Source organism: Niastella koreensis GR20-10, assembly GCF_000246855.1.
Taxonomy (GTDB): Bacteria; Bacteroidota; Bacteroidia; order Chitinophagales; family Chitinophagaceae; genus Niastella; species Niastella koreensis.
In genome coordinates, this window is sequence record NC_016609.1 from 3,644,786 (window position 1) to 3,671,772 (window position 26,987).

Annotated in this window: 23 protein-coding genes and 2 tRNA genes; 10 read left to right on the plus strand and 15 right to left on the minus strand. The window is 44.8% G+C overall.

Annotation, left to right across the window (positions count from 1 at the left end; genetic code table 11):
- The 7 genes from NIAKO_RS36730 to NIAKO_RS14300 all read right to left on the minus strand — a co-directional run bounded on the left by NIAKO_RS36730 (position 1) and on the right by NIAKO_RS14300 (position 5,775).
- Positions 1-624 carry a DUF6000 family protein gene (locus NIAKO_RS36730; protein ID WP_014219155.1) on the minus strand — a complete coding sequence of 208 codons (624 nt, stop codon included), beginning with the start codon at positions 622-624 and terminating at the stop codon, positions 1-3.
- A 178-nt stretch (positions 625-802) separates the two neighbouring features.
- A complete protein-coding gene (locus tag NIAKO_RS14275) occupies positions 803-2,437 on the minus strand; it encodes an NADP-dependent glyceraldehyde-3-phosphate dehydrogenase (protein WP_014219156.1) in 1,635 nt (544 codons plus the stop codon).
- A 115-nt stretch (positions 2,438-2,552) separates the two neighbouring features.
- Entirely contained in the window at positions 2,553-2,855 is a 303-nt protein-coding gene (locus tag NIAKO_RS14280) for a hypothetical protein (protein WP_014219157.1), read from the minus strand.
- Positions 2,856-2,899: 44 nt separating this feature from the next.
- Positions 2,900-3,226, minus strand: a complete 327-nt coding sequence (locus NIAKO_RS14285; RefSeq protein ID WP_041346766.1) for a hypothetical protein — start codon at positions 3,224-3,226, stop codon at positions 2,900-2,902.
- 111 nt (positions 3,227-3,337) lie between these two features.
- A complete protein-coding gene (locus tag NIAKO_RS14290) occupies positions 3,338-3,727 on the minus strand; it encodes a hypothetical protein (protein ID WP_041346768.1) in 390 nt (129 codons plus the stop codon).
- Positions 3,728-4,073: 346 nt separating this feature from the next.
- Positions 4,074-4,889, minus strand: coding sequence for an SAM hydrolase/SAM-dependent halogenase family protein (locus NIAKO_RS14295; protein ID WP_014219158.1), 816 nt, complete (start codon positions 4,887-4,889; stop codon positions 4,074-4,076).
- 79 nt (positions 4,890-4,968) lie between these two features.
- Positions 4,969-5,775 carry an SDR family oxidoreductase gene (locus NIAKO_RS14300; protein ID WP_014219159.1) on the minus strand — a complete coding sequence of 269 codons (807 nt, stop codon included), beginning with the start codon at positions 5,773-5,775 and terminating at the stop codon, positions 4,969-4,971.
- Between the two features lie 330 nt (positions 5,776-6,105).
- On the opposite strand from NIAKO_RS14300, the gene NIAKO_RS14305 reads away from it, so the two are divergent.
- The 3 genes from NIAKO_RS14305 (at position 6,106) to NIAKO_RS39735 (ending at position 7,217) form a co-directional block, all read left to right on the plus strand.
- A tRNA-Lys gene (locus NIAKO_RS14305) sits at positions 6,106-6,178 on the plus strand.
- A gap of 673 nt (positions 6,179-6,851) precedes the next feature.
- Positions 6,852-6,924, plus strand: a tRNA-Lys gene (locus tag NIAKO_RS14315).
- A 53-nt stretch (positions 6,925-6,977) separates the two neighbouring features.
- Positions 6,978-7,217: a GIY-YIG nuclease family protein gene (locus NIAKO_RS39735; protein WP_071884235.1), complete on the plus strand. Its 240-nt coding sequence runs from the start codon at positions 6,978-6,980 to the stop codon at positions 7,215-7,217.
- A gap of 77 nt (positions 7,218-7,294) precedes the next feature.
- Here the strand turns inward: NIAKO_RS39735 and NIAKO_RS14325 are convergent, their stop codons facing one another.
- Together NIAKO_RS14325 and NIAKO_RS14330 are read right to left on the minus strand one after the other, a co-directional pair.
- Positions 7,295-8,140 (minus strand): N-acyl homoserine lactonase family protein, encoded by an 846-nt coding sequence (locus tag NIAKO_RS14325; protein ID WP_014219161.1) that lies wholly within the window; start codon positions 8,138-8,140, stop codon positions 7,295-7,297.
- Between the two features lie 344 nt (positions 8,141-8,484).
- A complete protein-coding gene (locus NIAKO_RS14330; RefSeq protein WP_014219162.1) occupies positions 8,485-8,937 on the minus strand; it encodes an SRPBCC family protein in 453 nt (150 codons plus the stop codon).
- Between the two features lie 297 nt (positions 8,938-9,234).
- On the opposite strand from NIAKO_RS14330, the gene NIAKO_RS14335 reads away from it, so the two are divergent.
- The gene (locus tag NIAKO_RS14335; RefSeq protein ID WP_014219163.1) at positions 9,235-9,456 is read left to right on the plus strand and encodes a YgaP family membrane protein; all 222 of its coding nucleotides are present in this window, start codon (positions 9,235-9,237) and stop codon (positions 9,454-9,456) included.
- A gap of 11 nt (positions 9,457-9,467) precedes the next feature.
- Here the strand turns inward: NIAKO_RS14335 and NIAKO_RS14340 are convergent, their stop codons facing one another.
- Entirely contained in the window at positions 9,468-11,015 is a 1,548-nt protein-coding gene (locus NIAKO_RS14340; RefSeq protein ID WP_014219164.1) for a DHA2 family efflux MFS transporter permease subunit, read from the minus strand.
- Positions 11,016-11,105: 90 nt separating this feature from the next.
- Positions 11,106-12,140, minus strand: coding sequence for a GlxA family transcriptional regulator (locus NIAKO_RS14345; protein WP_014219165.1), 1,035 nt, complete (start codon positions 12,138-12,140; stop codon positions 11,106-11,108).
- Positions 12,141-12,446: 306 nt separating this feature from the next.
- Between NIAKO_RS14345 and NIAKO_RS14350 the strand changes: the two genes are divergently transcribed.
- The 3 genes from NIAKO_RS14350 (at position 12,447) to NIAKO_RS14360 (ending at position 18,778) form a co-directional block, all read left to right on the plus strand.
- Complete coding sequence (locus tag NIAKO_RS14350) at positions 12,447-15,872, plus strand: glycosyltransferase family 117 protein (protein ID WP_014219166.1); 3,426 nt, start codon at positions 12,447-12,449, stop codon at positions 15,870-15,872.
- Between the two features lie 261 nt (positions 15,873-16,133).
- On the plus strand, positions 16,134-17,231 hold the full coding sequence (locus NIAKO_RS14355; protein WP_014219167.1) for a vWA domain-containing protein: 1,098 nt from the start codon (positions 16,134-16,136) through the stop codon (positions 17,229-17,231).
- A gap of 26 nt (positions 17,232-17,257) precedes the next feature.
- A complete protein-coding gene (locus NIAKO_RS14360; protein ID WP_014219168.1) occupies positions 17,258-18,778 on the plus strand; it encodes a sigma 54-interacting transcriptional regulator in 1,521 nt (506 codons plus the stop codon).
- A gap of 78 nt (positions 18,779-18,856) precedes the next feature.
- Here the strand turns inward: NIAKO_RS14360 and murB are convergent, their stop codons facing one another.
- Positions 18,857-19,876, minus strand: a complete 1,020-nt coding sequence (gene murB / locus NIAKO_RS14365) for a UDP-N-acetylmuramate dehydrogenase (protein ID WP_014219169.1) — start codon at positions 19,874-19,876, stop codon at positions 18,857-18,859.
- 22 nt (positions 19,877-19,898) lie between these two features.
- On the opposite strand from murB, the gene NIAKO_RS14370 reads away from it, so the two are divergent.
- On the plus strand, positions 19,899-20,567 hold the full coding sequence (locus NIAKO_RS14370; RefSeq protein ID WP_014219170.1) for an NAD(P)H-binding protein: 669 nt from the start codon (positions 19,899-19,901) through the stop codon (positions 20,565-20,567).
- Between the two features lie 180 nt (positions 20,568-20,747).
- Positions 20,748-21,461: a hypothetical protein gene (locus tag NIAKO_RS14375; RefSeq protein ID WP_014219171.1), complete on the plus strand. Its 714-nt coding sequence runs from the start codon at positions 20,748-20,750 to the stop codon at positions 21,459-21,461.
- A 73-nt stretch (positions 21,462-21,534) separates the two neighbouring features.
- Here the strand turns inward: NIAKO_RS14375 and priA are convergent, their stop codons facing one another.
- The 3 genes from priA to NIAKO_RS36735 form a co-directional block, all read right to left on the minus strand.
- Positions 21,535-24,000: a replication restart helicase PriA gene (gene priA / locus NIAKO_RS14380; protein ID WP_014219172.1), complete on the minus strand. Its 2,466-nt coding sequence runs from the start codon at positions 23,998-24,000 to the stop codon at positions 21,535-21,537.
- 174 nt (positions 24,001-24,174) lie between these two features.
- Positions 24,175-24,921, minus strand: a complete 747-nt coding sequence (locus NIAKO_RS14385) for a lysophospholipid acyltransferase family protein (RefSeq protein WP_014219173.1) — start codon at positions 24,919-24,921, stop codon at positions 24,175-24,177.
- Positions 24,922-25,039: 118 nt separating this feature from the next.
- Positions 25,040-25,519, minus strand: a complete 480-nt coding sequence (locus tag NIAKO_RS36735) for a DUF4258 domain-containing protein (RefSeq protein WP_014219174.1) — start codon at positions 25,517-25,519, stop codon at positions 25,040-25,042.
- A gap of 138 nt (positions 25,520-25,657) precedes the next feature.
- Here NIAKO_RS36735 and mtaB point away from each other — a divergent pair, with 138 nt between their 5' ends.
- Positions 25,658-26,947, plus strand: a complete 1,290-nt coding sequence (mtaB, locus tag NIAKO_RS14395) for a tRNA (N(6)-L-threonylcarbamoyladenosine(37)-C(2))-methylthiotransferase MtaB (RefSeq protein ID WP_014219175.1) — start codon at positions 25,658-25,660, stop codon at positions 26,945-26,947.
- Positions 26,948-26,987: the final 40 nt, after the last annotated feature.

The window sequence follows — 26,987 nt, forward strand, 5'->3', positions numbered from 1 at the left end:
TTACCCCTTTGTGGAGAATGTATCCATAAACTCAAACATGCCGGCGAAGTTTTTATAATTTTCATCAAACTGTCCCCACCTTGCACTGTCTTTGAGCCTGTGTTCTTTCAGGTATTTACACTCAATAAATTTTGTCCAAAGCCCATCGGGTTCAAAAAATGGTTTCGAGAAGGTTGTCTTGCTTTTATTATCGATGTATACAAGCGCATACATAGCTGTATCCTGAAACCCTTCATCCGGAAATTTCTCAAAGTAAAGGTCTTTCCCCAGGTAGCTGACTAAATATTCAACACATGCAGAAGTGCCAAATTTTGCTAACGCAAAACAATAACCAATTACTCCACCTTTGTGTTGCAATAAAAACTTACCAATATCATCAACGAACGCTGTTTTATTTTTTATAAAGATCAACCAGGCCCCAACCAGGCTACAACGCCAGTCACTGTTCCAAAGCAGCAATTTCAGCATCTCATCAGTAAGATCCGGGTCTGCCAGGATTGCTGTAATCTTTTGTTTGAATTTTTCCTGTTCTTCAGCCGGTTCAGACAGTATTAAAGTACCCATTAAAGACAAATAAACAGGATCAACATATTTTCTAAAACCATTCTCATTTTGCGTTGTCATCAGTATCCGGATTTCCGCTAATATGCTCTTAAATCCAAAACAATACTAATTAAATTGCAACTCATCTGTTAAAAACTACTGTTCAATTCTTTACAAGTTCTGCCGCTTACCAAAAAACAAAAACCCCGGTCTCAGCTTAGCCGCGACCAGGGTTTCGTTTCCAGGATTAACGCTATACCTAGAAAATATAATCTGTGCTCAAAAAGTTAGAGTCATGATCTCTAACGATCGTATTGAGCAGGCTTTTGTTCGATTCGGTTAACTTGGCTGCCACCAGCGAGCGGATAGAGAATGAACGAAGCGCATCGAATACTGATAAAGTACCCTCTGCACTGTCTTTTCTACCGGTGAATGGGAATACGTCGGGTGACCGTTGCGCCTGGCAATTGATATTTACGCGGCTTACCAGGTTTACAAACGGATCGATCAAACTGGCCACTTCTTTGGCATCTTCACTGAAGATACTTACCTGCATACCATGTGATGCATTTACCTGGTAGGCTACGGGTTCATCGATGGAATCGAAAGGCACTACCGGTACAATAGGTCCAAACTGTTCTTCGTGATACAACCGCATTTGATCATTAACCGGGTATACAACTGCAGGGAACACAAAAGAAGCTTCCTGGAATCCACCGTTTGTATTCATTACTTTGGCGCCTTTTGAAACAGCGTCCTCGATACAGGCTTTCAGATAAGCGGGTTTATTGTCTTCAGGCAGCGGAGTGATCTTCACACCCGCTTCCCAGGGTAAACCGGGTTTCATTGCAGATACTGCTGCAGAAAGCTTCTCCGTAAACTCAGCGGCCACTTCTCTTTGTACAAAGATCAGCTTCAGGGCCGTACAACGCTGTCCGTTGAAAGAAAGCGCGCCCAGGATACATTCATTAACGGCTACGTCAATGTCGGCATGTTTGGTAACAATGGCGGCGTTCTTTGCATCCAGACTTAAGATAGCGCGTAACCGGTTTACTTTCGGGTGTAATTTTTTCAACCCGTTAGCCACTTTACTGCTACCGATAAAGGCGAGTACATTCACTTTACCACTTTCCATGATGGGTGAAATGATCTCTGAGCCTTTTCCATATAAAGTGTTCACCGTGCCTTTAGGGAATGCTTCTTTAAATGCATTCAATAAAGGATAATGGCACAACACCCCGAATTTTGGTAATTTAAACAGGATGGTGTTGCCCATGATGAGGGCAGGTATCAGCGTGGTGAAAATTTCGTTCAATGGGTAGTTGAAGGGGCCCATGCTCAGCACAACGCCTAACGGCGCTCTTCTTATTTGTGCAATGGTGCCTTCTGCCTGCTGAAAATGAGATGACTCACGGTCGAGGTCTTTCAGGGCGTCGATGGTGAAGTTGATGTAGTCAACCGTACGGTCAAACTCCTTCGTGGCGTCGGCCAGTGTTTTTCCAATTTCCCACATTAATAATTTGATCACCAGCTCACGTTGCTGGATCATCAAATACACGAACTTCTGCATGCATTTAATACGTCCTTCAACAGACATGGTTGGCCATTCGCCCAAACCGTTGTCATAAGCTGCTACAGCGGCGTCTAACGCCTCTAATGATTCTTTGGGCGTTGTATTGGGAATGCTGCCCAATAATTTTTTTTCAAATCCATTGGCTGTAGGTATACAAACCGGAGAATAAATATTGGTTACGGGTCCATTCCAGGGAACCAGTTGGCCATTCAATAAATATTCCCGCTGGTGGATCTCGGTGATCTTGTAATTGTCGGGGATGCTGCTTTCTTCTTTAAATACCACAGGCAACGTGCCTCTGTCGCTAATCTGTTGTTGCATGTAATTAATGGTTTTCTTTTCTTATTCGGTCTCAAATGTACTTACTTTATAAATAAAAAAAAGCTATCACTTGATAGCCTCTTTTTAAGTAATTGTTAGTTTTCTAAACAGCACATTATTCAAACTGGATAGAACCTTTTCCATCTATATTGGTTCTGCTGTCAAATACAAAATCCACATAAAAGGCATCGCCTTTCTTTCCCTTCACATGGGTTCGTGTGCGGCCATATTCTTTTCCCTGGGGTGAGAATACTTTGGCAGTAACTTCCTCATCGAAATTGTTATTAAAGATCAGGTAGGCTGAGATGATGTCATCTGAATGATTTTCGGAACTGTGGATAATAATTTTTCCGGCTTCCAATCCCTGTTTGACTAACGGATCAGAAAATTTCACTTCATTTTCAAAAGTCTTCTCCACTCCCTTTGCTACGCCATTTACAAATTCAGACCCTGCTTTTCATACTACTTCACCGGTTTTATTAACGGTGTCCTTTGCTTTTTTTCGGCCCAGTTCTTTGTATTGTTAGTGACGTAACTGAACCTGATGAGCGTACCATTTACCAATTGAATGCTGCTAAGGTACCAGCTTGAGATATAGGTTTCTGTTTCATTTTCAGAACCTGTGGTTGTTTCGGTGCTGTATTCCTTTTGTTCAAACCGGTAAACAATGCCTTCCCCGGTAGTAAGAATAAAGTTTCCATTCTGGTAAGTAAATTTCAGGTTGTCTTTGGTAAATGACCGCACCATGTTGTTATTGTCGGGGCCGGTGATAATAAATTTGCCCGACAAGGTGCCTGTATTATAATAAAAAACATCGGGCTCCTGGTCTACGTCATTATAACAGGCCCTGTTGGCTGCACTTACAAAATAAAAGCCATTGTAATATAAATCGTCCTTATGTCATTTACTGCGGGTAATAACACCGCCGGCATTCAGTGACCAGCCCAAACCTACCCAGGAGGCTTCGTCGGCCACTTTAAAACCACCTGAGTGATAACTAACAGTAATGGGTAATTTAAAACCATCCGCTTCAATAGTATACAATGGAACTCTTATATCAGGTACGCCACTGTATTCACTAACGGGTATTTGTCCGTAGGTACCCAGGCTGGCTGCATTGGGCGGCGGCGGTATATACGATTTAAGCGGTTGAGCATGGATGCTATTGGGCCATAATAAAGAAAACATACAATAAATGGCCATAAATAAATTAGGGCATTTCAGGGATACAGGCCGGGTAGTATGGCCGGCAACGAAAGATTGCTGGTTGCGGATAAAAACGCTACACATCTTATAATTAGTATGGTTATGAAAAGGGATGGGAAAACAATAAGAAACGCTGTACTATGCTTAAAGCAGTTTAGCTGGCATCAACAAGTAAATATGTATGTGGCATGACATGGAGATTTAATAAAAATGAGGAATAATGATTTATTACATGCCTCTCCTATTATAGAAATGAATACACTAACAGTAAATCAATGTTACAGTAAATTATTGACACAAAAAATTTACTTGGCTTGTAGAAATAAAAATACTAAGACTTGGGTATTGGCTGTCAGTCAACACATTCTAAATAGCCTGTATATCCGTTGACCTGGTTTTACGTCCAGATAAGTAAAAGCGGATATGTGAACTACCCAAACATGATCTTTACCGTTTGGTAGAACAGCCTGCTTTGGAGATGTTTGGCTTGTTCGGTAAAACCCTGGAGGCCAAATAAACCGGCAGCATTGCCTTTATTGATAGCAATCTCCAGGTAGCCCGCCGCATTGAAAATTGCGAGCTTTTCGCCTTCAGGCACATCGGCATAGGTCTCAGCCACTTTATCGATCACTTCGTTGCGTTTAAAAACGATCTTAAAGGGGCGCCCTTTGCGATGTTCTTCAAATTGATCGCGGGTAATATTTACAACAATGTTTTCGAAATGGTCTATAAAGATGATCTGTCCTTCCATCCAGTTCTCACCAAACAACGGACGCAGGTGATTCTTTTCAACAAAGGGCACATCCGGGATACCTATATCCTGCAAACGGGCGCCATTGTGTAATTTCTGTATTGCTTCGCCCATTACCTGCACACAATACAGGGTATTCTTTATGGCTTTGGGATCCAGTGGCAGCCCAATGATCATTTCAGGTTTATCTTCAAGCATCATCGAGAGCAAACCATTATCAGCACATAAAATGTATTGTTCCTGGTGAAAGGCTAATAATAATTGCTCCGGCTTTTTTTCAAACAGGTTTACCAGCAGCAAATGGTAGGTGTGAGAAGGGAATTGCCTGATGGCATTACGGCTGATATAAGCCGCCTGCGGGTAATTGAATGGAGAAATGGTATGTGATATATCAACCAGGGTAAATTCCGGGTTCTGTTGCAATAACCGGCCTTTTACTGCACCCACCAGGTAGTCTTGCATACCAAAATCAGAAGTGAGGGTTAGTAAAGGCATTTAAGAAATTAAGAATTAAAAATAAGGAATGAGAAATGAAAAAGTTTGAATTTAAATAAAGTTATAGGAAATGAGCTGTTTACTTGCTCAGCTCATTGTTTTTAAAAAAGAATTTGTATACCAGCTTATCCGTTAGCGAGGGGAAGAGTTTGTTCAAAAAGATAGTTCTTTTCCCGTTGAAGGTAAGAACCAGGGTACGCTTCCGGTTTTCGATGGCTTTCAGGATCTCGCGCGAGCATTCTTCAGCGCTCATTAAACTGGCCTCGTCGAGCGGAGACTCGCCCTGCGGGTTGCCTTGCTCATTCAGGGCCGCATTTCGGATATTAGACGCTGTAAAGCCCGGACATACCCACATTACGTGCACACCGGAATGCAATAACTCCGTACGGATGGCCTCTAACCAGCCCTGTAAGGCGAATTTAGATGCAGAATAAGCTGCACGGCCCGGTAAACCCCGGTAACCGGCAATGGAAGAAACGCCTACTACAGTTCCTTTACGTTCCAGGATAGAGGGTAATGCGTATTTAGTGCAGTATACTGAACCAAAAAAGTTAACGTCCATTACTTTTTTAATCACTTCAATATCGGCATCGTTGAACAAAGCACGCATACTGATACCGGCATTATTGATAAGGATGTCTATGCCACCGAAGGTTTTTATGGTAGATTCGATAAAACGCTTGCAATCGGCTTCATTACTTACGTCGCAGGTGATGGTATGCAGCATAACATTGGCGTGCTGCAGCTGAAGGGAGTATAATTTGTCGTAATTACGCGCACAGGTAGCCACTTTTGCCCCTTCGGCAATACAGGCATCAACCAGGGCCTTTCCTATTCCATCACTTCCACCCGTTATAGCTACAACCTTATCTTTTAAAAATGACATAGCGTTACTTTTGTAAACACAAAAATAGCGGAGTTAACCCGCTGAAAAAATAAGAGTTGAGAAAATAGTTTATGATTTTTTTAAAAAAATTTGGTGGGATATGATTTTCTCCTATTTTTGCACTCCCAAAATAAACGCACCGATACGAAAAACGGTCAGAAAGGAAAGAAAATGAAGGAGTTGAATAGCGATTTTGGGCCAAGTTCTTCAAATAATTAAGACCTTTATAAGGTTGATCTCGTAGCTCAGTTGGTAGAGCATCCCGATTTTATCGGGAGGGCCCTGGGTTCGAAATCTGTCTTATTCAAATAATTTTAAGCTCTTTAGGTCGATCTCGTAGCTCAGTTGGTAGAGCACAACACTTTTAATGTTGGGGTCCTGGGTTCGAGTCCCAGCGGGATCACAAAAAATGGCAGAAAGGCTATCAAAAATGGTAGCCTTTTTTTATGCCAGAATTATTGGTTAAGTATCTTCGCAGCTCGTAAGAGTAAAGTTCTTTGGTCGATCTCGTAGCTCAGTTGGCAGAGCATCCCGATTTTATCGGGAGGGCCCTGGGTTCGAAATCAATCTTGCTAACATAATTTAAAGTTCTTAGGTCGATCTCGTAGCTCAGTTGGTAGAGCATCCCGATTTTATCGGGAGGGTCCTGGGTTCGAAATCAAACTTGCTAACATAATTTAAAGTTCTTAGGTCGATCTCGTAGCTCAGTTGGTAGAGCATCCCGATTTTATCGGGAGGGCCCTGGGTTCGAAATCTATCTTATTCAAATAATTTTAAGCTCTTTAGGTCGATCTCGTAGCTCAGTTGGTAGAGCATCCCGATTTTATCGGGAGGGCCCCTGGGTTCGAAATCTGTCTTATTCAAATAATTTTAAGCTCTTTAGGTCGATCTCGTAGCTCAGTTGGTAGAGCATCCCGATTTTATCGGGAGGGCCATGGGTTCGAAATCAATCTTGCTAACATAATTTAAAGTTCTTAGGTCGATCTCGTAGCTCAGTTGGTAGAGCCTCCCGATTTTATCGGGAGGGCCATGGGTTCGAAATCAATCTTGCTAACATAATTTAAAGTTCTTAGGTCGATCTCGTAGCTCAGTTGGTAGAGCACAACACTTTTAATGTTGGGGTCCTGGGTTCGAGTCCCAGCGGGATCACAGAAATGGTAAAGAGGCTATCAAAATTGGTAGCCTCTTTTTTTATGCCTTGTATGTATATTTTGTATTCGGAAAAACTGAACAAATACTATATCGGTGCTTGTATAAACATGGAACGTCGTTTATACGAGCATAACATTGGCCATTCCAAATTCACTAGCTTAGGTATTCCCTGGAAATTACTCTATACAGAACAATTTGAAGATTTGGACGCTGCAAAAAAGCGAGAGCTGCAGCTAAAAAGGATGAAGTCCAGAAAATACATAGAAGAACTAATATCAAAAAAAAAATGATCGAACACCAGTTGGCAAACAGAAGACAGCAACACTTCTAAAATGGTTTCATTTAGCCTGTACGATCTGTGAAATCGCTAATCTATCTTCACCACTCCTTCCTTTACCACGGGAAAGTTTGAAAATATTTTCCCATCATGACCGGGAATAATATACCTGGGATTAGTCACCAACGTTTTCATTCTTTGCATGGCATTTACATATCCCGCCGGGTCATACGTACCACCTACCGAGGCTGGTTGCATGTGTTCCAGGCTATAATATACCCAGATATTATCAGAAGCAAGGATCACTTTATTTGTACCCGTTTCAACCAGTACATACTGCGAATTGAAAGTGTGTCTTGACCCGGTAAATACTTTTATTCCGGGAATAATTTCCTGGTTGTCGCCATTCACAAGCGTTAATTTACCTGCCAGGTTTTTGTCAATCAGTTTTCTTACATCCCGCTTATTAAATCCGCCGGAATTGCCGCCCTTTTGCCAGGCAGCGCCCACATAATAATAGAAATCGTCCTGCTGCATCCATACCTGCGCATTGGGAAACAGATCAAGTCCATCAATGTGGTCCCAGTGGGGATGACTTAAAACAATGTCAGTAATATCAGCAGGTTTCAAGCCCAATTTCTGCAGGGTTGAATCGGGCCGCACATAGTTTACAATGGCAAATTCTTTTGCATCGGGAATATCGTTTAGAAAACCGGCGTCAACTAAAATGGTCTTACCGTTTCCTTTTATCAACCATATCATGAAGTCGATCCTTAAACTATCGCTTGCAGGCCCTTTGTCAACCCAATCAGCTATCGGCCACAAGTGGGCAGACGAAGCAAATTTCAACGCATAGACTTCGTATTGTTTCGATTGACACCAGGTACTTTTCGAGGCAAACAAGCAGATAAGAACAATCAGAATAAAGTTTCTCATTAATGCATTCATTAGTGCGCTGAAGATAATCTATAAACCCTAATAGAAAAGTGAATTTTTCGATTCTTACCTTTGTCTTAATTATGATTGAAGGGCTGACAAACATAATATTCGATATTCGATCCGGGATCCAGGTTATCAGTAACGACGCTACGTTACGTGTGGGTGTTTTACCAAAAAAAGCCTGCAAGGATCATCTTTGAGGCCACAAGAGAAATCAGAATTTTCACTTATGGCCCCTGTACTTTTCCGGTAGCTCGGCAGAATTGGCTTATCTGCATAAACAGCATCACCGATGATCCTTATAAGCTATATGAGTTCCATTCTTTTCCAACTGCTTAATATTACATCCCGTCCGGAATATTAGGTTCTACCAGTTTAATCAGCTTATCCAGGGAATCCTGCCAGCCTAAATAACACATTTCAGCCGGGATAGCGGCAGGAATGCCTGTTTGTTCAACTTTCAATTCTGTACCCGCAATAGTTTTACGGATCCATACAGATGTGACCATTTCTCCGGGCAGATTGGGATCATCAAAATTATCGGTGTATTTTAAAAACTCATTCGGCTTAACTTCCACGTAAGTACCACCAAATGAATGTCCATTACCGGTTGTGAAATTCGTAAACGACATTCTGAAAGTACCGCCTGTTTTTACATTCATCTCCTGAACGGAACAAAGAAATCCATAAGGGGGTAACCAGGATGCAATTGCCAGGGCTTCGGTAAATGCGCGATATACCTTTTCGGGAGATGTTTTAATCATTCTGTGCAACGAAACTGAATTGTTTGACATACGATTTGTTTTTGTTGACACAAAGATGGCCCGAAACCGGGACTTAAACAGAGGCCAATCAGGACAAAATGAGGGTTATTTGCGACATTGTTTACCTGCGTGATATGACAAAAATCACCCCTGCCCCAACCTAAGTCATAAAAGAGCTATAGTAATCAGGCTAATTTTATAACGATAAATGCTTTTATCCGGTGAACAATAAACTAAAGAAGTTTATAGGGGTGTGCATTTTATGCATAAGTATAGCTACAGCAATAGCCTGGCTTATTTTTTATTTAACAAGTTAAATAATCTTATATGAAAAAGAATATGGGTTCCGCAGACCGGATCATCCGCATACTGGTAGCTGCGGTTTTTGCCTACCTGTTTTTTGCAGGCATAGTAACTGGTATTACCGGCATAGTACTCGTAATATTGGGTAGTGTATTTGTATTGACAAGTTTAGTTGGTTTTTGTCCTTTGTATACCATTTTCGGACTTAAATCGAGCCGGATGAAAAATAACCAGGCGCCTGAATAACGCCTGTATTTTCAATGATCCGGGATCACCACACTGGCCGCCAGCCGCTTCTTTGTGCGAACAAACAATAACAAAGGCATGGTGAGAACGAAAAGACTTCCCAAAAAGAAGAACGCATCCAGGTAACTGAGCATAGATGTTTGTTTAACCACCTGTGCATTCAGCAAACCAATTGCCTGCGCCTTTGCTTCAAAGAAACCGGCCCCTTTGGACATAAAATAATTTATCCCGTTATTAATGCGCTCCGCTACCTGTGGGTTTTCAATGGTGATGTTGGAAACCAGGTCACTTCTGTGAACAGCTGTACGCCGGGTATAATAGGTGTTTATAACAGCAATCCCAAAAGAGCCGCCCAACTGCCGCATCATGTTATTAAGTGCAGCGCCTTGCGGAATATCTTTTGGCTCAAGCGAGGAAACAGCCAGCGTGGTAAGCGGTACCGCCAGGAAAGCCATTCCAACCGACCGGAAGATGAGGGTGGTACTAATGTACGTATCAGATGCATCGAGGCTCATATGCGCCATGTGCCAGTTAAAGTAGATAAAAGAAATATAACCGGCTGCTACAATAAATACCGGTGACACCCCACGCTGCATGATCTTACCGGAAAATACCAACGCCAACACCGCTAACAGAGCGCCCGGCAGCATCATCAACCCGGTTTGTAAAGGGGTGTAACCAAGCAATCGTTGTGCTATAACCGGCGTTACAAAAATAGAACTGTATAAGCCAACGCCCGTAATAAAGGTCAGCACAGCAGCTATACTTAATGTCTTACTTCGCAACACACTTAAATCAACAACAGGATTTGAAATTTTCAGATCCCAGATAACAAAGGCCGTCAGCGTAACTATTGAAATTACGGTGAACCACGCAATATAAGCGGTTGCAAACCAGTCCTCGGTTTCGCCGCGCTCCAACACCGTTTGCAAAGTGCCTATGCCTATTGCCAATAACATAATACCTGTCCAGTCAATCTTTTTTGCTACCGGTTTAATAGGCGGTTCGGTGAGCAGTTTATAACAGGAAATGATGGCCATTATCCCAACCGGAACGTTTACAAAAAATATCCAGGGCCACGAGTAATGGTCTACGATATAACCGCCCAGTGTAGGCCCAATGGTGGGGCCAATAAAAACACCTATCCCAAAGATGGCGCCCGCCGTTGCCTGCTTTTCCCTGGGAAATTGCTCAAAAATAACCGCCTGCGATACGGAAAGCAATGCGCCTCCCCCCAACCCCTGCACAAAACGGAAAAATACCAGCGTCCAGATATCATTTGCTGAACCGCACATAACAGAACAGATGGTAAAAATGAGAATGGAAGTAATATAATAGTTACGCCGGCCAAACTTAGCCGTTAAAAAACTGGTAATTGGAATGATAATAACATTGGCAATTGAATAAGATGTAACCACCCACGATGTGTCTTCAATAGTAGCACCCAGGTTACCACTCATATGTGAGAGGGCAACATTTACAATGGTAGCATCTATCAACTCCATTACAGCAGCCAATAGCACTGTTATTATCAGGAGATTTTTTCTTAACGGTGTCATTTTATTTATACCAACCGGTATATTTTTAGTTATAAGAATAGAATCCCAATACCCTTGCGGGCCGGGTTCAAACCATATTTATAATTTGTATTAAACCAGTGGGGCGCTGGGTTTCAGGGAGGTCCTGAATGAGCGCCGGTAATCGGAAGGCGTGGTCATAAGATGTCTTAAAAATGTTCGTCGCATGGAGACCAGTCCACCCAAACCGCATAGTTCTGCCACCCTTTCAATCGACAGATCCGTATCCTCCAGGTATTTGCGGGCCGTTTCAATTCTGAGCTTTTCTATAAACCTGGCAGGCGGCATGCCGGTTTGTTTGGTAAAAACGCGGGTAAAGTTTCTTGTGCTCATATTCATATACTCTGCTACCTGGTTAACATCCAGCTTTTCGTGTAAATGTTCGGTGAGCCAGGTTTGTGTTTTTTGAGCGATGTGCTGCGGTTCATAGGCGGGTAACAAATTACCATACTGTGCCTGGAACCCGGGTCTGTTCAAATAAAAAACCATTCGTTTGGCTACGGTGCCGGCTATACCCTTCCCATAATCCTGCTCCACCATAGCCAGCGCCAGGTCAATACCCGATGAGGCCCCGCCTGAAGTATATACATAACCATCCTGGGTATACATAGGATCACTGTTTACCTGCACTTCGGGATACAGCTTATTCAATTTTTCGGCGTGGTACCAATGGGTAGTGGCTTTTCGCCCGTTTAAGATGCCTGCCTTTGCCAATACAAAGGCGCCACTGCATACGGATGCGATCCGGCGCGTATTAACTTCATTGCGGGTGGATAACCAATCGTAAAAATCTTTCAATTCAGGTTGAGTGGAATCGCGGGAGTCGTACCCGCCGATAATAAGGGTGTCGATAGGCGTTGTAATGTCCATCACCGTTTGCTGGCAAACAATGCTCATGCCGGTGCCGGTATCAATTTTTTTATCGGCGGTTGCGGCGGCCACCACCACATCATACCCACCGGCGCCACGGTCCTGCAGGATCCTGTTCGCGATACAGAAAACGTCGGTAGGTCCGGCCAATACCACCAGCATATTACTGCTGATGGTAACAATCACCACCTGTTTCCTTTTTTGAGAACTGTTGTCTGCAGCATTAGACTCTACCATACCACAAAGCTAACAACAGATTACCTTGTCTTAAAGGACATGTTTTAAACATTTTAGGCCATCGGCGGGTAAATTAGCTGTATAGGCCTTTTGTAACCAGAGCGGCTGATTCAGAGCGATTTATACATAAGCAGGGATCATTGATACATTTTTACATATGTTTTTGGGCAATTTCCTATCCAAAACCGGTAGCCGGCGGGTCAAAACGGGCTCTAACCCCCAAGAAATCTAATAGTTAACAAAAACTTTGAGTTAGAAACTTAAAACTAAGACCATATATTTGCCCATTCTTTAAACCAACACTTTATGAATTTTAACCGAGTGAACAACATAGTGGGTTGGGTCGTGTGCCTGATTGCTTGTAGCGTATACGTGCTCACTATGGAACCAACCGGCAGTTTCTGGGACTGCGGTGAATTTGTCAGCAGTGCCTATAAACTCCAGATCCCCCACCCTCCGGGAGCCCCGCTCTTTATCCTGCTGGGCCGTTTTTTCATTATTCTTTTTGGCGACAATCCAACAAATGCCGCACTCGGCGTGAATTTCATGAATGCCATCGCCAGTGGCTTCACCATATTATTCCTGTTTTGGAGTATCACCCACTTTGCCCGTAAAATTGTAAAAAAAGAGGGTGTTGAATTAACCAAACAGCAGCTGATCACCATTATGGGTGCCGGTGCTGTAGGCGCCCTGGCCTATACTTTCTCCGATTCTTTCTGGTACAGTGCCGTTGAGGGTGAGGTGTACGCCTTATCATCCCTGTTCACGGCCGCAGTTTTTTGGGCCATCCTGAAATGGGAACATGAAGTTGATACAGAAAATAAACTCGACGGTCATAAATTCTCCCGGGCCGATCGCTGGTTAATATTGATATTTTATCTGATGGGTCTGTCAATCGGGGTGCACCTGTTGAACCTGTTGACCATTCCCGCCATTGTAATGGTGTATTATTTCAAACGCTATAAGGTAACTACCCCCGGAATCATCTTTGCCTTAGTGATAGGCTGTGTGATCACCGGTCTGGTACAGGTAGCTATCATTCAATGGTCCATCAAGGGGGCAGGTCTTTTTGACCAGTTCTTTGTGAACAACATGGGCACCTCCTTCTTCGTAGGGTTTGCAACCTACTTCGTACTGCTCGCCGGCTTACTGATCCTTGGTACCAGGTTCACCGAAGCGCAGATCCAGAAGTTCACTGGTTTTGCCGTTTGGTTGTCGGCCATCATCTTATTATTCTGTTTCCCTTTCATAAATGGTGTTCTTACTTTTCTTTTACTGTTGGCAGGCCTGGGAGTTATCATTGGCTTCTGCTACTATTTAAAAAAGGACATCCTTTCGTTTTTGAAGATCGGTGTTTGGTCTACCATCTTCCTCATTCTGGGTTATTCAACGTATTTCACTACCCTGGTGCGTTCTTCAGCCAACCCATCGGTAGATATGTACAATGTTGACAACCCGGTGAGCCTGGTAGGTTACCTGAGCCGTGAACAATATGGCGACTGGCCCATTTTGTACGGTCCTGACTATGTTTACCGCTCGCCTTTTGTTACTACCGGCGATCTGTACGTAAAAGGCGAAGAAAACGGAAAAGACAAATACGTTGCGGCCGGTAAAACCCGCAAACAGGATTTCAGCGCCAGCCCGTCTGAAGAAGAAAAACAACAAATTGCAGAACAACATAAATGGGATCCTGAAAAGACTGAGAAGATAGGACCGCACATTTTCCCGCGGATGTGGGACAATGGCAATGAGCGAAACCAGGAGTACGTGTATCAGACTTTTAGCGGCATGAGCGGCGACGGCCCTCCCACCTTCATCAACAACATTCACTACTTCCTCGACTACCAGTTCCGCTGGATGTACTGGCGTTATTTCATGTGGAATTTTGCCGGTAAACAAAACGACCTGCAGGGCTTTGGCAACCGCCGTGACGGTAACTGGAACAGTGGTATCAACTTTATAGACAAAGGTATCTTTGGCCACAGTACGCCTGCCGAGCTGCCCGATACAGCCGGTTCTACGAACAAGGCCAATAACAAATTATTCTTCCTGCCATTTATATTGGGTGTTATAGGATTTATCTTTCAGTTGAACCGCAACAAACGCGACTGGCTGATCAGCTTCCTGTTATTCTTCTTTACCGGAATGGCCATCGTGATCTACCTGAACCAAAGCGGTCAGCAACCACGTGAACGAGACTACGCCTACGTTGGCTCCTTCTACGCATTTGCTATCTGGATTGGCCTGGGTGTTATTTGGGTGAAAGAACAACTGAGCCGCTACCTGAAAGGTGGCGCTACTGCAGAATATGCGGCCCTGGGTATTTGCTTACTGGCCGTACCAGTGTTGATGGCTTCGCAGGAGTGGGACGACCACGACCGCAGCAAGAAAACCCTGGCCCGCGACATTGGTAAGGATTACCTGGAAAGCTGCGCCAAGGATGGTATCCTGATCTCCTTTGGAGATAACGATACTTATCCATTGTGGTATTCCCAGGAAGTGGAGAAGATCCGTCCTGACCTGCGCGTAATTAACTACAGCCTGTTGGGTACCGACTGGTACATCAATGAGCTGCGTTATAAAGTAAACGAAAGCGCGCCTACCGACGTGATCTTTACGCCGCAACAAATTGAAGGGGATAAACGCAATGTGGTATTCACACCAGCCTACCTCAGCCACGGCAACGGGCAATTGCTGGCAGGATACGATCAGAGCAAATACTACAACCTGTACGACATCCTGAAAAATGTTACCGCCAGCGATGATCCTAAAAATACGGTTCAGTTTAATGATGAGGACATGGGTAACATTATTCCGGCAAGCAAATTGAGTGTACCTGTAGATGTGGAATGGGCGAAAAAGAATATACCGCTGAATCCCGGCGACAGCGTGGTAAGCGAACTGAAACTCGACATCAAACGTCAGTATCTGCAAAAGAACGACCTGGCTGTACTGGCCATTATTGCCGGCAACAAATGGAAACGTCCTATTTACTTCACTTCTACACAGGAGTTGGAAGATCTGGGTCTGGAAAAATATGTTCGCATGGAAGGGCTCTCCTACCGCCTGGTACCTGTTGAAGGCACCAGCGTGGAACTGGATGTATCCTACAAAAACCTCACAGAGAAATTTGCTTATGGCAATGCTGCCAAACCACATGTTTACTTTGATGAGGAAAACCGCCGCCATTTGAACAGCATTCGCCAGGCGCATGCGTTCCTGGGTATGGCGCTGGTTGATGCCGGTAAAATGGATTCAGCCCGTAAAGAATTGCGCAAATACGATAACTCGGTGCTGGAAAGCAACATCCCATACGGTATGACTTCAAACCGTGGCAACTTCCACAACCGCGTTACCATGACGTACCTGTATGCTGCTTACCGCAGCGGCGACCAGGAGCTGGCCCAAAAGGTTAGCAAGTCGGTTAAAACTGACCTGGAACAACAAATGAAATACTATCGTTCGTTGGGCGATGAAAGTATGACCAATGAAAACCTGGCCATCAACGCAGCCAATTACATGAAAGATGTAAATGCGCCGGTTATGTTGTCAGAAAAACAGATGGTATTTGTACAGGACATCGTATCGAGCTACCAGATGCTGATGCAAATGTCTGACTGGGAAAAACAATTTGGCGGTAAAACCGGCAACGGCAAAGGCGGTGTTGAAAACGCGCCTGCTGAATTAAATGCAGCCGATTCACAAAAAGCAGTGGATACAACAAAGCCGTAGAAAAGTTTAAACCAACAGATATATTTCAAAAATATAGAGTGCCTCCCGATAAATCGGGAGGCACTCTTGTTTTAAGGGCTTTTGCAACAATTGCTGCCGTAGTTTGTTGTAGTGTTAACAAAAATTACATACGTCAATGAATGAATTTTAATGCTTAAATTGGGTTAGTCCTGCGTGCCCGCTGTAGCTTTAGCGAAAGCGGGGCAACCAAAGAATCGTATAAGAAGAACCAATTCATTGTACATTAAAACATTATTAGCAGTGATAGGACATCATTTTACCAAATTCGATCCCCGTAAGGAGGGCAAAACGAAATTTGAGCAGTTGCTGGATGTGTTCATGCAATTGCTTACCTATACCAATGGCGACGTTAGTGAAGCACTGGACTGGATGAACCAGCTCGATAAAGAATATGAGCTTACGAACAACGAGTATGGCATGGGCGACTTTATAGATGAATTAAAAGAAAAAGGTTACATCCAGGAGAACCAGGTCAGCGGCGAGATCAAAATCACCTCCAAAACCGAACAGGGCATCCGCAAAAGATCGCTGGAAGAAATATTCGGTAAACTGAAGAAAACCAAAACCGGCGACCACCATACATTCAAACCCGGCGGTGGTGATGAGATCAATCCCGAAACGCGGCCTTTTCAGTTTGGCGATACCCTGGAGCAGATCGATTTCACCACCAGCATTCGCAATGCGCAGATCAATCACGGCATTGAAAGCTTCAACATGCAGGAAGATGACCTGGCCATTCGCGAAACCGATTTCAAATCACAAACTTCTACCGTACTGATGATCGATATTTCACACTCGATGATCCTGTATGGCGAAGACCGCATTACGCCGGCTAAAAAAGTAGCCATGGCGCTGAGCGAGCTCATCACTACCAAATATCCCAAAGACACCCTGGATATAGTAGTGTTTGGCAACGATGCCTGGCCTGTTGAAATAAAAGACCTTCCTTATTTACAGGTTGGTCCTTACCATACCAATACGGTAGCCGGTTTGGAAATGGCGATGGATATTTTGCGCCGCCGCAAAAATCCCAACAAACAGATCTTTATGATCACCGATGGTAAACCCACCTGTTTAAAAATTGGCAAACGCTATTATAAGAACAGCTTTGGGCTCGACCGCCGCATTACCAATCGTTGTTTGAACCTGGCCGCCCAATGCAAAAAATTAAAAGTGCCAATTACCACTTTTATGATCGCTACAGACCCGTATTTACAACGGTTTGTACAGGAATTTACGGAGACCAACAGCGGCAAGGCTTTCTTTGCTTCGCTCGACCGGTTGGGCGCCTTTATCTTCCGCGATTTTGAAAATGGAAAAAGAAAGACGGTTTATTAAAAAAGATCAAGAAACGAACTATTACTATGAGCATACCAAAAATAAAAACCCTGGGCGAACTTAAGAAGAGTGGCTATCAACCAAAGTCAGTAAAAGATGAGATCAGGAAGAACCTAATTTGCAAATTACAAAAGCAGGAAAGCACCTTTAACGGGATCATAGGCTATGAAGAAACAGTTATACCCGATGTAGAAAGGGCGCTTCTGTCGCGTCACAACATTTTATTCCTTGGTTTGCGCGGACAGGCAAAAACGCGTATGGCCCGGCAAATGATTGAATTACTCGATGAATACATCCCGGTGATCGAAGGTACTGAGATCAACGACGATCCGTTGAATCCCATTTCCATCCACGCCAAAGACCTGATTGCGCAATATGGCGACGACACTCCCATCCACTGGGTACATCGCAGTGAACGTTATGGCGAAAAGCTCGCAACGCCCGATGTAAGCGTGGCTGACCTTATTGGCGACATTGATCCCATTAAAGCAGCTAATTTGCGGTTAAGCTTTGCCGATGAACGCGTGATCCACTATGGTATTATCCCCCGCAGTAACCGCGGCATTTTCGTTATCAACGAAATTCCCGACTTACAAGCCCGCATCCAGGTAGCTTTGTTCAATATCCTGGAAGAAGGCGATGTACAGATCCGCGGTTTCAAACTGCGCATGCCGTTGGATATCTTATTTGTATTCACGGCCAACCCGGAAGACTATACCAACCGCGGTTCTATTGTAACCCCGTTGAAAGACCGGATCGAGAGCCAGATCCTGACGCACTATCCCAAAACCATCGAAACTGCCCTTACGATTACCGAGCAGGAAGCCGATATTTTGAAGGAACAGGAAGCGAAGGTGAAAATGAGCGATCTGATAAAACGACTGATCGAGCAGATCTCGTTTGAAGCCCGCTCCAGCGAACTGGTTGATAAGAAAAGCGGCGTATCGGCCCGGTTAAGCATCTCTGCATTTGAAAATGCCGTGAGCTCTGCCGAGCGCCGTGCATTGATCAATAAAGAAAACAACACGCAGGTATGGATCAGCGATCTGATTGGCCTGATCCCTTCTATTACCGGTAAAATTGAACTGGTGTATGAAGGCGAGCAGGAAGGCCCATACCAGGTAGCCATGAACCTGCTCGATAAAGCCATCCGGTCACAATTCATTCAATACTTTCCCAATCCGGAAACATTGAAGAAGAAACGCAATCAACAGGCAGCCGAAGAAAATCCTTATCGTTCCATCTCAAGCTGGTTCGACAAAGGCAATTCATTAAACCTGTTGTTCCATACAAAGGACGAAGACAAAATACAGCAGCTGTATAAGGTAGATGGCCTGCATGCACTGGTGAAAAAGTATTTTAAACAGGCCAATGAAAAAGACGCCGCGCTGTTAATGGAGTTTGTATTACACGGCCTGGCCGCCTTTTCCATGATCAGTAAAAAGATTCTGGAAAGCCGCATCGAGTTCAAAGACCTGATGGGTTCCATGCTGGGCAATGCCACTTCATTTGGCGAGGAAGAATTAGACAGTGATGATTTTAATTAATGGAGCATATTAAATCTTCAATTATGAATGTCGAAGTGAATCACTTCGACATTTTTATTTAATGTATTAACAGCCCCCCTATACCACATTCACCTCCCGTTCCAGCTCCACACCAAATTTATCGTGCACGCTTTTCATTATGACTGAGCTCAGGTCATAAATATCCTGACCGGTGGCATGACCATAGTTTACCAATACCAGCGCCTGTCTTTCATGCACCCCGGCATCGCCATGGCGATAGCCTTTCCAACCGCTTTGTTCTATTAACCAGCCTGCAGCCAGTTTTATAGTACCATCAGTATTGGGATAGCCAACAATGTGAGGGTATTGTTTTTTTAATTGTTCGTATAGAGCAACGACAACAGATGGGTTTTTGAAAAAGCTGCCGGCATTGCCAATCTTCGCGGGATCGGGCAGCTTGGAAGTGCGGATGTTGATCACCGCTTGTGATACCGCCTGTATCGTCAAATCCTGTACGCCCATTCTTTCCAGTTCCTGTTCTATAGCGCCATAACTGGTATTGAATACCGGTTTTTTATTCAACCGGTAGGTAACATTTAAAATAACAAACTGGTTGCGGTATTTTCTCTTGAACACGCTTTCGCGGTAGCCAAAGGCGCAATCGCTGGCTTTGAACACATACACCTTTTTGTCGTGGAGATGAAACGCTTCCAGTTCCTCAAAAACCTCTTTGATCTCGACACCATAGGCGCCGATATTCTGCATGGGACTGGCCCCTACACAACCCGGTATCAGCGACAAATTTTCAACCCCGGCCCAGTTCTGATGCAGGCAAAATTGTACAAATTTATGCCACACCTCCCCTGCGCCGGTCTTTACATACACCCGGTCTGCGTCTTCTTTTACGACACTCAACCCGGGAATATCGTTTTTTAGCACCAGTCCATTCACATGGTCTTTAAAAAGAATATTACTGCCGCCACCTAAAATGAGCGGCGCTATTCCCGTATTGGGATTATTTTCGATCAATTCACCCAGTTCATCAACCGAAGTAAAGGCGGCAAAGAACCTGGCTACTATGTCAATACCCAGTGTGTTGTATTGCCGGAGCGGAATATTTTGTTGAATTTGCGTCATCAGCAGGGCAAAATAACAAATTATGCATCGAAAAACCGCGGTTGTGCTGGGAGCTACCGGATTAATTGGTCAGCACCTGGTACAGGAACTGTTAGAAAATGAATATTTTAACAGAGTCAGACTATTAGTACGAAAACCCCTAACCATTAACCATCCGAAAATAGACATACAGGTTGTTAATTTTAATGATGAAAAAGACATTGCTGCCAGAATCGATATCGGCGACGTAATATTTTGTTGCATTGGCACCACCCGCAAAAAAGTAAAAGGCAATAAAACTGAATACCGCAAAGTAGACTACGATATTCCCATCATTACTGCCCGCCTGGGCGTTCAGCATGGCTTTAGCCAGTTCCTGCTGGTATCAGCCGTTGGAGCCAATCCCGTTGCCGCTAACTTTTATCTGCAATTAAAAGGCTGTATTGAAGAAGATATTACTGCACTTCCCTTCGAAAGCATTCATATTTTCCGCCCCTCTCTTTTGCTGGGCAACAGACAGGAATTCCGCCTGGGCGAACGTATTGCACAAGTGGTTGTAAAGGCCACCTCCTTTTTATTGATTGGGGCCTGGCGCAAATACAAACCCATACAGGCAGCCGATGTTGCCAAATCGATGGTGGCCGCCGCAAACAGGGAAATAGCCGGCGTTCATATGTATGAATACGACGAAATGAAAACTTTAATTGGCTAAGGGTTTACTGCAACATATTAGTTAAAAAACATATTAACATTCGAAATATTACGATTGGCCGTGTAAAAAACGGCTATTATATTTGAGCGGAAATTAATGTCTAATGCTGTTAGGTATAAACACTTACACATGCGTTAGCGGATTAATCAGAAATCACATACCCTTCGTAAAACATTAATTATGCAAAAAACGTTCATCCGTTTTTCGGCAACCCTTATGGTGGCCACTTTCCTTTTTTCCTGTCAGAAAGAAATGTCGAAAAGTGCAAAATCTGATGTAAGCACTGCGACATCCTCCAGCAACACAGTTACCATTGGTTCTACTTGCGGGCAACTGCGCACCTATACCCAGGGCGGCTGGGGCGCATCACCCGCCGGAAACAATCCAGGCACTTATTTACACGCTAATTTTCAGGGAGCATTTGGCGACACATTAACCGTAGGTTGTTATCCCGGTAAATATTATGTGAAGTTGACTTCGGCCCAGGCTGTTACTGATCTGTTGCCAACTGGCGGTCCTGCTGCTGCATTGACAGCGGTTTATACGGACCCCGCTTCTATTAAAAATGTACTGGTAGGACAACTGGTTGCCCTGAAATTATCAGTTGGCTTTGATTATGCTGATGCCAATTTTGGCCAGTCAAATGTAGCGCTGGGGGGTATGATCATTGCCAGCGGAACATTCAAAGGCAATACAGTAGCTGATTTTCTTGCCATTGGTGAGGAAGTACTGGGCGGTTGCAGCAAAGATTTCACGCCCGCTCAAATTAATGAAACAGCTACGGCTATCAATGAAAATTTCGACAACGGTTCTACCGATAAAGGCTTTTTGACCTGCCCTACCGGTGGCGGCAATCCTGGTGGCGGTGGTGGTAACCCACAATTAGCTTTATAAAGTTTAGTTCACTCATAATAATAAAGCCCTGACGTTGCAGTCGGGGCTTATTATTTTCAATTCGTTTATTACTTTACATTGCATCCACATCGGGGATCACCACCACATTCCTGAACCTGCTATCATTGTGCAGGGAAGCCACCTGCTCCAGGATAAATCGCTTACAACGCTGTATAAGCTCTCCATCCTTTGGCAGTTTTATCAGCAACTCCATCAGGTACTGGTTACGCACCCGGTTCACCACCGGTTCTGCCGGTCCTACAAGATATTTTCCGTATTCTCCCTGCATAGCAAACGCCATCATTTGGGCAGCAGCCGCCACCACTTCTTTTGACTTATGCTTTAAGGTGAGCATGATGAGCCGTGCAAAGGGCGGATAAAAGAACACCTTACGCCCCTCGATTTCCTGGTTGTAGAACAACCCGTAATCGTGTTGCTGCACAAAATACAGCACGGGGTGTTGGGTGTTGGAAACCTGGATGTACACTTTGCCCTGTTTATCTTTTCGTCCCGCGCGGCCACTCACCTGCTCCATTAGTTGAAATGCCCGTTCGTTCACCCTGAAATCGGCAAAACTCAGCAGGCTGTCTGCATCCAGGATACCAACCAGGTTCACGTTTTCAAAATCCAGTCCTTTTACCACCATTTGGGTACCCACCAGGATATCAAGGCGGCCCTGTTCAAATTGCTGAATCAGGTTATCGTGCGCAGTCTTACCCCGCACACTGTCAATATCCATGCGGGCCACCCGGCCTTTGGGGAACATTTCTTCCAGTAGTTCTTCAATACGCTCGGTACCGAAATTACGCTGCGCAAATTTATCGCTGCCACAGGCCTGGCAGCTGTGCACCGGCGGATATACGGTACCGCAATAGTGACAATGCAGTTTATGGGTGTTCTTATGATAGGTTAATGTAACGTCGCAATGCTTGCAATGCGGTATCCAGCCACAGGTTTGACAAACCTGGTAGGGCGAGTACCCACGCCGGTTCTGGAAAAGGATCACCTGCTTACCCTGTTCAAGCGACTGGTCAATGGCGGCTTTTAACGGAGGCGTAATAATGATCTTGTTCTTATCGGCCCCAAACATTTTTTTGGTATCTATGATGTCGATGGCCGGCAATTGCACTCCGCCAAACCGTTCGCCCAGTACGGCCAGTCCATACTTTTGCGACTGGGCATTGAAATAACTTTCTACCGAAGGCGTGGCGCTGCCCAGCAATACGTTTGCATGAAACAAGGAGGCGTAATAAATAGCGCCATCACGGGCATGGTAACGCGGCGCGGGGTCCTGCTGTTTATACGAGGTATCATGTTCTTCATCCACTACGATCAGCCCCAGGTCGGTAAATGGCAGGAAGATCGACGAGCGGGCGCCCAGTACTACTTTCAGCTCACCGGTCTTTACTTTATTCCAGATCTCAACCCGTTCGTTCTGGTTGAATTTACTATGATAAATGCCAATATACCCGCCAAAATGCTTTTGCAGCCGGCGAATGACCTGTGAGGTCAATGCTATTTCGGGCAACAGGTACAGCACCTGTTTTCCCTGGCGGATGTACCGCTCGATTATTTTGATGTACACCTGCGTTTTGCCACTGGCGGTAACGCCATGCAGCAAACATACAGGTTTGCTTACCAGTTGTTCGGTAATGGCGTCAAAAGCACGTTGTTGCGCAGGCGTCAATTCAAAATCTATCTGAATATTACGGGGCAGGTATTGCAGCCGGTCAACCTGCCGTTTCTCCAGCCACAAAATGCCTTTATCTACCAGTCCTTTTAACTGCGCGTCCGAAGCGCCGCTTTTCTTCAGCAATTCGGGTTTGGTTACTTCGCCTTGTGTTTTTATCAGGTGCAGGTAACTGAGCAGCAGTTCCAGTTGCTTTTCGGCCCGCTGCAGTTTTTTATCATCACTCAGTAAGACAGACAGTTCCTCCTCGTTATCGTATTTATGGTTCAGCAAAACAAAGATCTCCTTTTTGGGCGACCATGTTTCTTTCAGGGCTTCCCAAACCATACACACCTTTTTTTCGATGAGCCGTTTAATAACGGGATACACCCGGTTAGAATCGAGGATCTGTTGCACTTCGCCGATCTTCAGCTCTTTTTTCAGCAGCAGGGCTTCTCCTACCAGGTATTCATCATGATCGAGGGTAGAAAAATTATCGCCAAACTCCTCATTGAACATAATCACGGTTTCACTGCTCAATTTAAAATGGGCAGGCAGGGCGGCCGCCATTACTTCGCCTTCGCTGCACATGTAGTAGCGGGCGATCCATTCCCATAATTTCAGTTGTTCGGGGAAAATAACCGGCTCGGCATCCAGGATGTTGAGCAGCTCCTTTGCTTCAAACGCCTCGGGTTTATCGGTATGCAACCGCTTCACCACGCCGGCGTATTTCTTGTTCTTACCCAATACCACCTCTACCCGCACGCCGGGTTTTATTTGGTCGCGCAATGGCTCAGGCACCGACCATGTGTAGTTTTTGGGTAAGGCCAGTGGAATTATTACTTCTGCGTACAATACGGGACTACTCAATACGGTAATTGATTTTCAGGGAGCAAGATACGAAATACCAGGTATAAGCCTTAAGCTGTAAGCCCAATACAGCCTAAAGGTAAAAGCCTAAAGCTGAAAGCAAATACACCGCTACGCGGTCCCAGCCTGGCAGGAAGAACTCTGAACCCTGAACTGTGAACTCTGAACTTGGAACTAAACAATCCAACCAGCCTTGTATTCCCGTAATTTCTGGTCCATCACCGAAGCCACTTGTAGTTTCAAGGCTTCTACATCTTTATTTGTAAGGCCTTCAACAGGTATTTCTTTCAGGAATACAGTACGCGAACGGCCGGGATTTAAACTGAAAACAGACCCAAAATGCATGCGATGCCAGGTATCTAAAAACAACAATGGTTTTATGGGCGTTTGCGTTTCGATGGCTATGCGGAATGCCCCATCGTACAGGTTTTTTAGCGGCTGACTGGTTTCATTAAATGTGCCTTCTGGAAATATAAAGATCGAAATGCCTTTTTTGATCACCGACTTTAAAATACGAACGCTATTGGCCCGGTGGCTGGCGCTGCTGCGATCAACCGTAACCACGGCATTGCGGTAAATAAAACCAAACAGCGGCACCTTCCCCATTTCAGCCTTGCCCAGGGCCCGTACCCGCTGGTTAAGCGTGCGCACGATCACCGGGGCATCGAGGTAAGAAATATGATTGGCAATAAAAATGTATTGTTTGTCTTTATCGTGGGGTTGCTCATAAAAGTTGCGATGCCTGATGCCTACCAGGAAAAACCAGGATCTTGCCCAATAACCGCAGAGCCGGTAAATAATATTCCCTCCCCGCACCTTTCCAAAAAACGAAGCCACCACAACCGGTGGAATGACCAGCAGCATGCAAACGATAAACATAACCAGTGCATACAGGCAATAAATAATACGCAGGATCCTCATGTGTTGAATGGTTGTACGAACTAAATATTCAGGAAAAATGCTACCTATAAGTACAACCTTAAGAAACGGGGGAAAATTTTAAAAAGTATTGATTCAGATCAATTTATGAGTGATTGCCTTATTTACAATCGCAGTTCCATTCATTATCCAGGTCAATGACGGTAATAACCACCATGCCCCGTTTGGCGGGTGCAAAGATGATGCGTACCTGCTGGCCATCGTGGGTGGTGCCTTCCAGGGCATATTTGGGATCGGGGCGGCCTGCGGGCTCGCTTTTACGGTAGTTGATGCGGCCTTTTTCAAGAATTTCTTCTACTTCCGACTCATCTATATGGCGGCAATCCATGCGGCAACGGGCGTGTTTGGTATAAATAAGGTGGCCGGGGTGACGGTTGATAACATCCTCATCTGCAGCACCGGAGCGGGGATTATTTTCTGTTTTGGAATAATTGTCCCGGGCCGGGCCTTTGCCCTTTTTACCCGGTTTTGCGTATTCATTGGCAGAACCGGTATTATCGTTACCCGAATTAGAAGTATTCTGGCAAGCAGCTATCAGGAAATAAGACAATAAGAGGAAGCTGGTGAGTATTCGTTTCATACAGGAAGCAAGTTAGTTCTTAGGTTTGTAGGTTTTTGAGTTCGTTAGTTTTTTAGTTTGAAGTTCAAAGTGGTTCCCACCAGCCCATTAGCCAATTAGCACATTAGCACATTTTTATTGACTATCTTTGCGCCCGCTATGGGCTCAAAAAAAACAGTGGCATTTCATACTTTAGGGTGTAAGCTGAACTTTTCAGAAACCTCTACGCTTTCGCGTATGCTTGAAAATGAAGGGTTTGAAAAGACAGCTTTTGAAAATATTGCAGATGTGTACGTGATAAACACCTGCTCGGTAACCGATAATGCCGATAAGGAATGCCGGCAACTGGTACGGCGTATTCAACGCAAATCGCCAGAAAGCCTGGTGGTGATAACCGGTTGTTATGCCCAGCTGAAACCTGAAGAAATTGCCTCTATCCCCGGCGTGGATATGGTATTAGGCGCCGCCGAAAAATTCAACATAGCCCACCACTTAAAAGAGCTTACCAAAGGCGATGCCGCCAAAATCTGCAGTTGCGATATTGAGGACGTAAGCGGTTTTCATTCTTCCTTTAGCATCCACGACCGCACCCGCACCTTTTTAAAAGTGCAGGACGGCTGCGACTATAACTGTTCGTTTTGCACCATCCCCATGGCGAGGGGCAAAAGCCGCAGCGACCTGATAGAAGGCGTGGTGGCGAATGTAAAAAAACTGGCCGCCAATGGCGTAAAAGAGATCGTGCTGACAGGGGTGAACCTGGGTGATTTTGGTAAAGGGCAGAACGCTGGCAACAGTGCCGGCTCCCACAACCGCGAAGAGAACTTTCATGAGCTGGCCATGGCGCTCGACAAGCTCGAAGGCATTGAACGGTACCGGATATCGTCAATTGAACCAAATTTGCTGACAAACGCCATAATTGAACTGGTAGCCAACAGCAACACCTTTATGCCACATTTTCATATTCCCCTGCAAAGCGGCAGTAACCGCGTGCTGGGTTTAATGAGAAGACGCTACCGCCGGGAGTTGTATGCCGAACGCGTTAAACTGATAAAAACCCTGATGCCGCACGCGGCCATCGGAGTTGACGTAATTGTTGGTTTCCCGGGCGAAACAGAAGAAGATTTCCAGGAAACATTCCAGTTTCTGCACGAACTGGATGTCACCTACCTGCACGTGTTCACCTACTCAGAAAGGGATAACACCCATGCACTTACGCTGGGCCCCGTTGTTCCCATACCTGTACGGCACGAACGCAATAAAAAACTGCGCAATCTGTCGTACATGAAAACCCAGTACTTTAACCAGCAGCATGCCGGCCAAACACGCAAAGTGTTGTTTGAAGAAAACGATAAAAACGGCATGATGGAAGGTTACACCGACAACTACATTAAGGTGGTAGCCCCGTACAAACAGGAATGGGTAAATAAAATAGTTGACTGGAAGCTGTAAAAGCAGGTTTACCGCTTAACCGGCACATAAATGGATTAGC

Coding starts and splice junctions, on each gene's coding strand:
- NIAKO_RS14345 (WP_014219165.1), bottom strand. CDS start 12,140: ATGGTAGAGTCTAATGCTGCAGACAACAGTTCTCAAAAAAGGAAACAG.
- NIAKO_RS14300 (WP_014219159.1), bottom strand. CDS start 5,775: ATGTCATTTTTAAAAGATAAGGTTGTAGCTATAACGGGTGGAAGTGAT.
- NIAKO_RS14335 (WP_014219163.1), top strand. CDS start 9,235: ATGAAAAAGAATATGGGTTCCGCAGACCGGATCATCCGCATACTGGTA.
- NIAKO_RS14330 (WP_014219162.1), bottom strand. CDS start 8,937: ATGTCAAACAATTCAGTTTCGTTGCACAGAATGATTAAAACATCTCCC.
- NIAKO_RS14325 (WP_014219161.1), bottom strand. CDS start 8,140: ATGAGAAACTTTATTCTGATTGTTCTTATCTGCTTGTTTGCCTCGAAA.
- NIAKO_RS14375 (WP_014219171.1), top strand. CDS start 20,748: ATGCAAAAAACGTTCATCCGTTTTTCGGCAACCCTTATGGTGGCCACT.
- NIAKO_RS14290 (WP_041346768.1), bottom strand. CDS start 3,727: ATGTGTAGCGTTTTTATCCGCAACCAGCAATCTTTCGTTGCCGGCCAT.
- NIAKO_RS14385 (WP_014219173.1), bottom strand. CDS start 24,921: ATGAGGATCCTGCGTATTATTTATTGCCTGTATGCACTGGTTATGTTT.
- murB (WP_014219169.1), bottom strand. CDS start 19,876: ATGACGCAAATTCAACAAAATATTCCGCTCCGGCAATACAACACACTG.
- NIAKO_RS14295 (WP_014219158.1), bottom strand. CDS start 4,889: ATGCCTTTACTAACCCTCACTTCTGATTTTGGTATGCAAGACTACCTG.
- NIAKO_RS14350 (WP_014219166.1), top strand. CDS start 12,447: ATGAATTTTAACCGAGTGAACAACATAGTGGGTTGGGTCGTGTGCCTG.
- NIAKO_RS14370 (WP_014219170.1), top strand. CDS start 19,899: ATGCATCGAAAAACCGCGGTTGTGCTGGGAGCTACCGGATTAATTGGT.
- NIAKO_RS39735 (WP_071884235.1), top strand. CDS start 6,978: ATGTATATTTTGTATTCGGAAAAACTGAACAAATACTATATCGGTGCT.
- NIAKO_RS14360 (WP_014219168.1), top strand. CDS start 17,258: ATGAGCATACCAAAAATAAAAACCCTGGGCGAACTTAAGAAGAGTGGC.
- mtaB (WP_014219175.1), top strand. CDS start 25,658: ATGGGCTCAAAAAAAACAGTGGCATTTCATACTTTAGGGTGTAAGCTG.
- NIAKO_RS36735 (WP_014219174.1), bottom strand. CDS start 25,519: ATGAAACGAATACTCACCAGCTTCCTCTTATTGTCTTATTTCCTGATA.
- NIAKO_RS14275 (WP_014219156.1), bottom strand. CDS start 2,437: ATGCAACAACAGATTAGCGACAGAGGCACGTTGCCTGTGGTATTTAAA.
- NIAKO_RS14340 (WP_014219164.1), bottom strand. CDS start 11,015: ATGACACCGTTAAGAAAAAATCTCCTGATAATAACAGTGCTATTGGCT.
- NIAKO_RS36730 (WP_014219155.1), bottom strand. CDS start 624: ATGACAACGCAAAATGAGAATGGTTTTAGAAAATATGTTGATCCTGTT.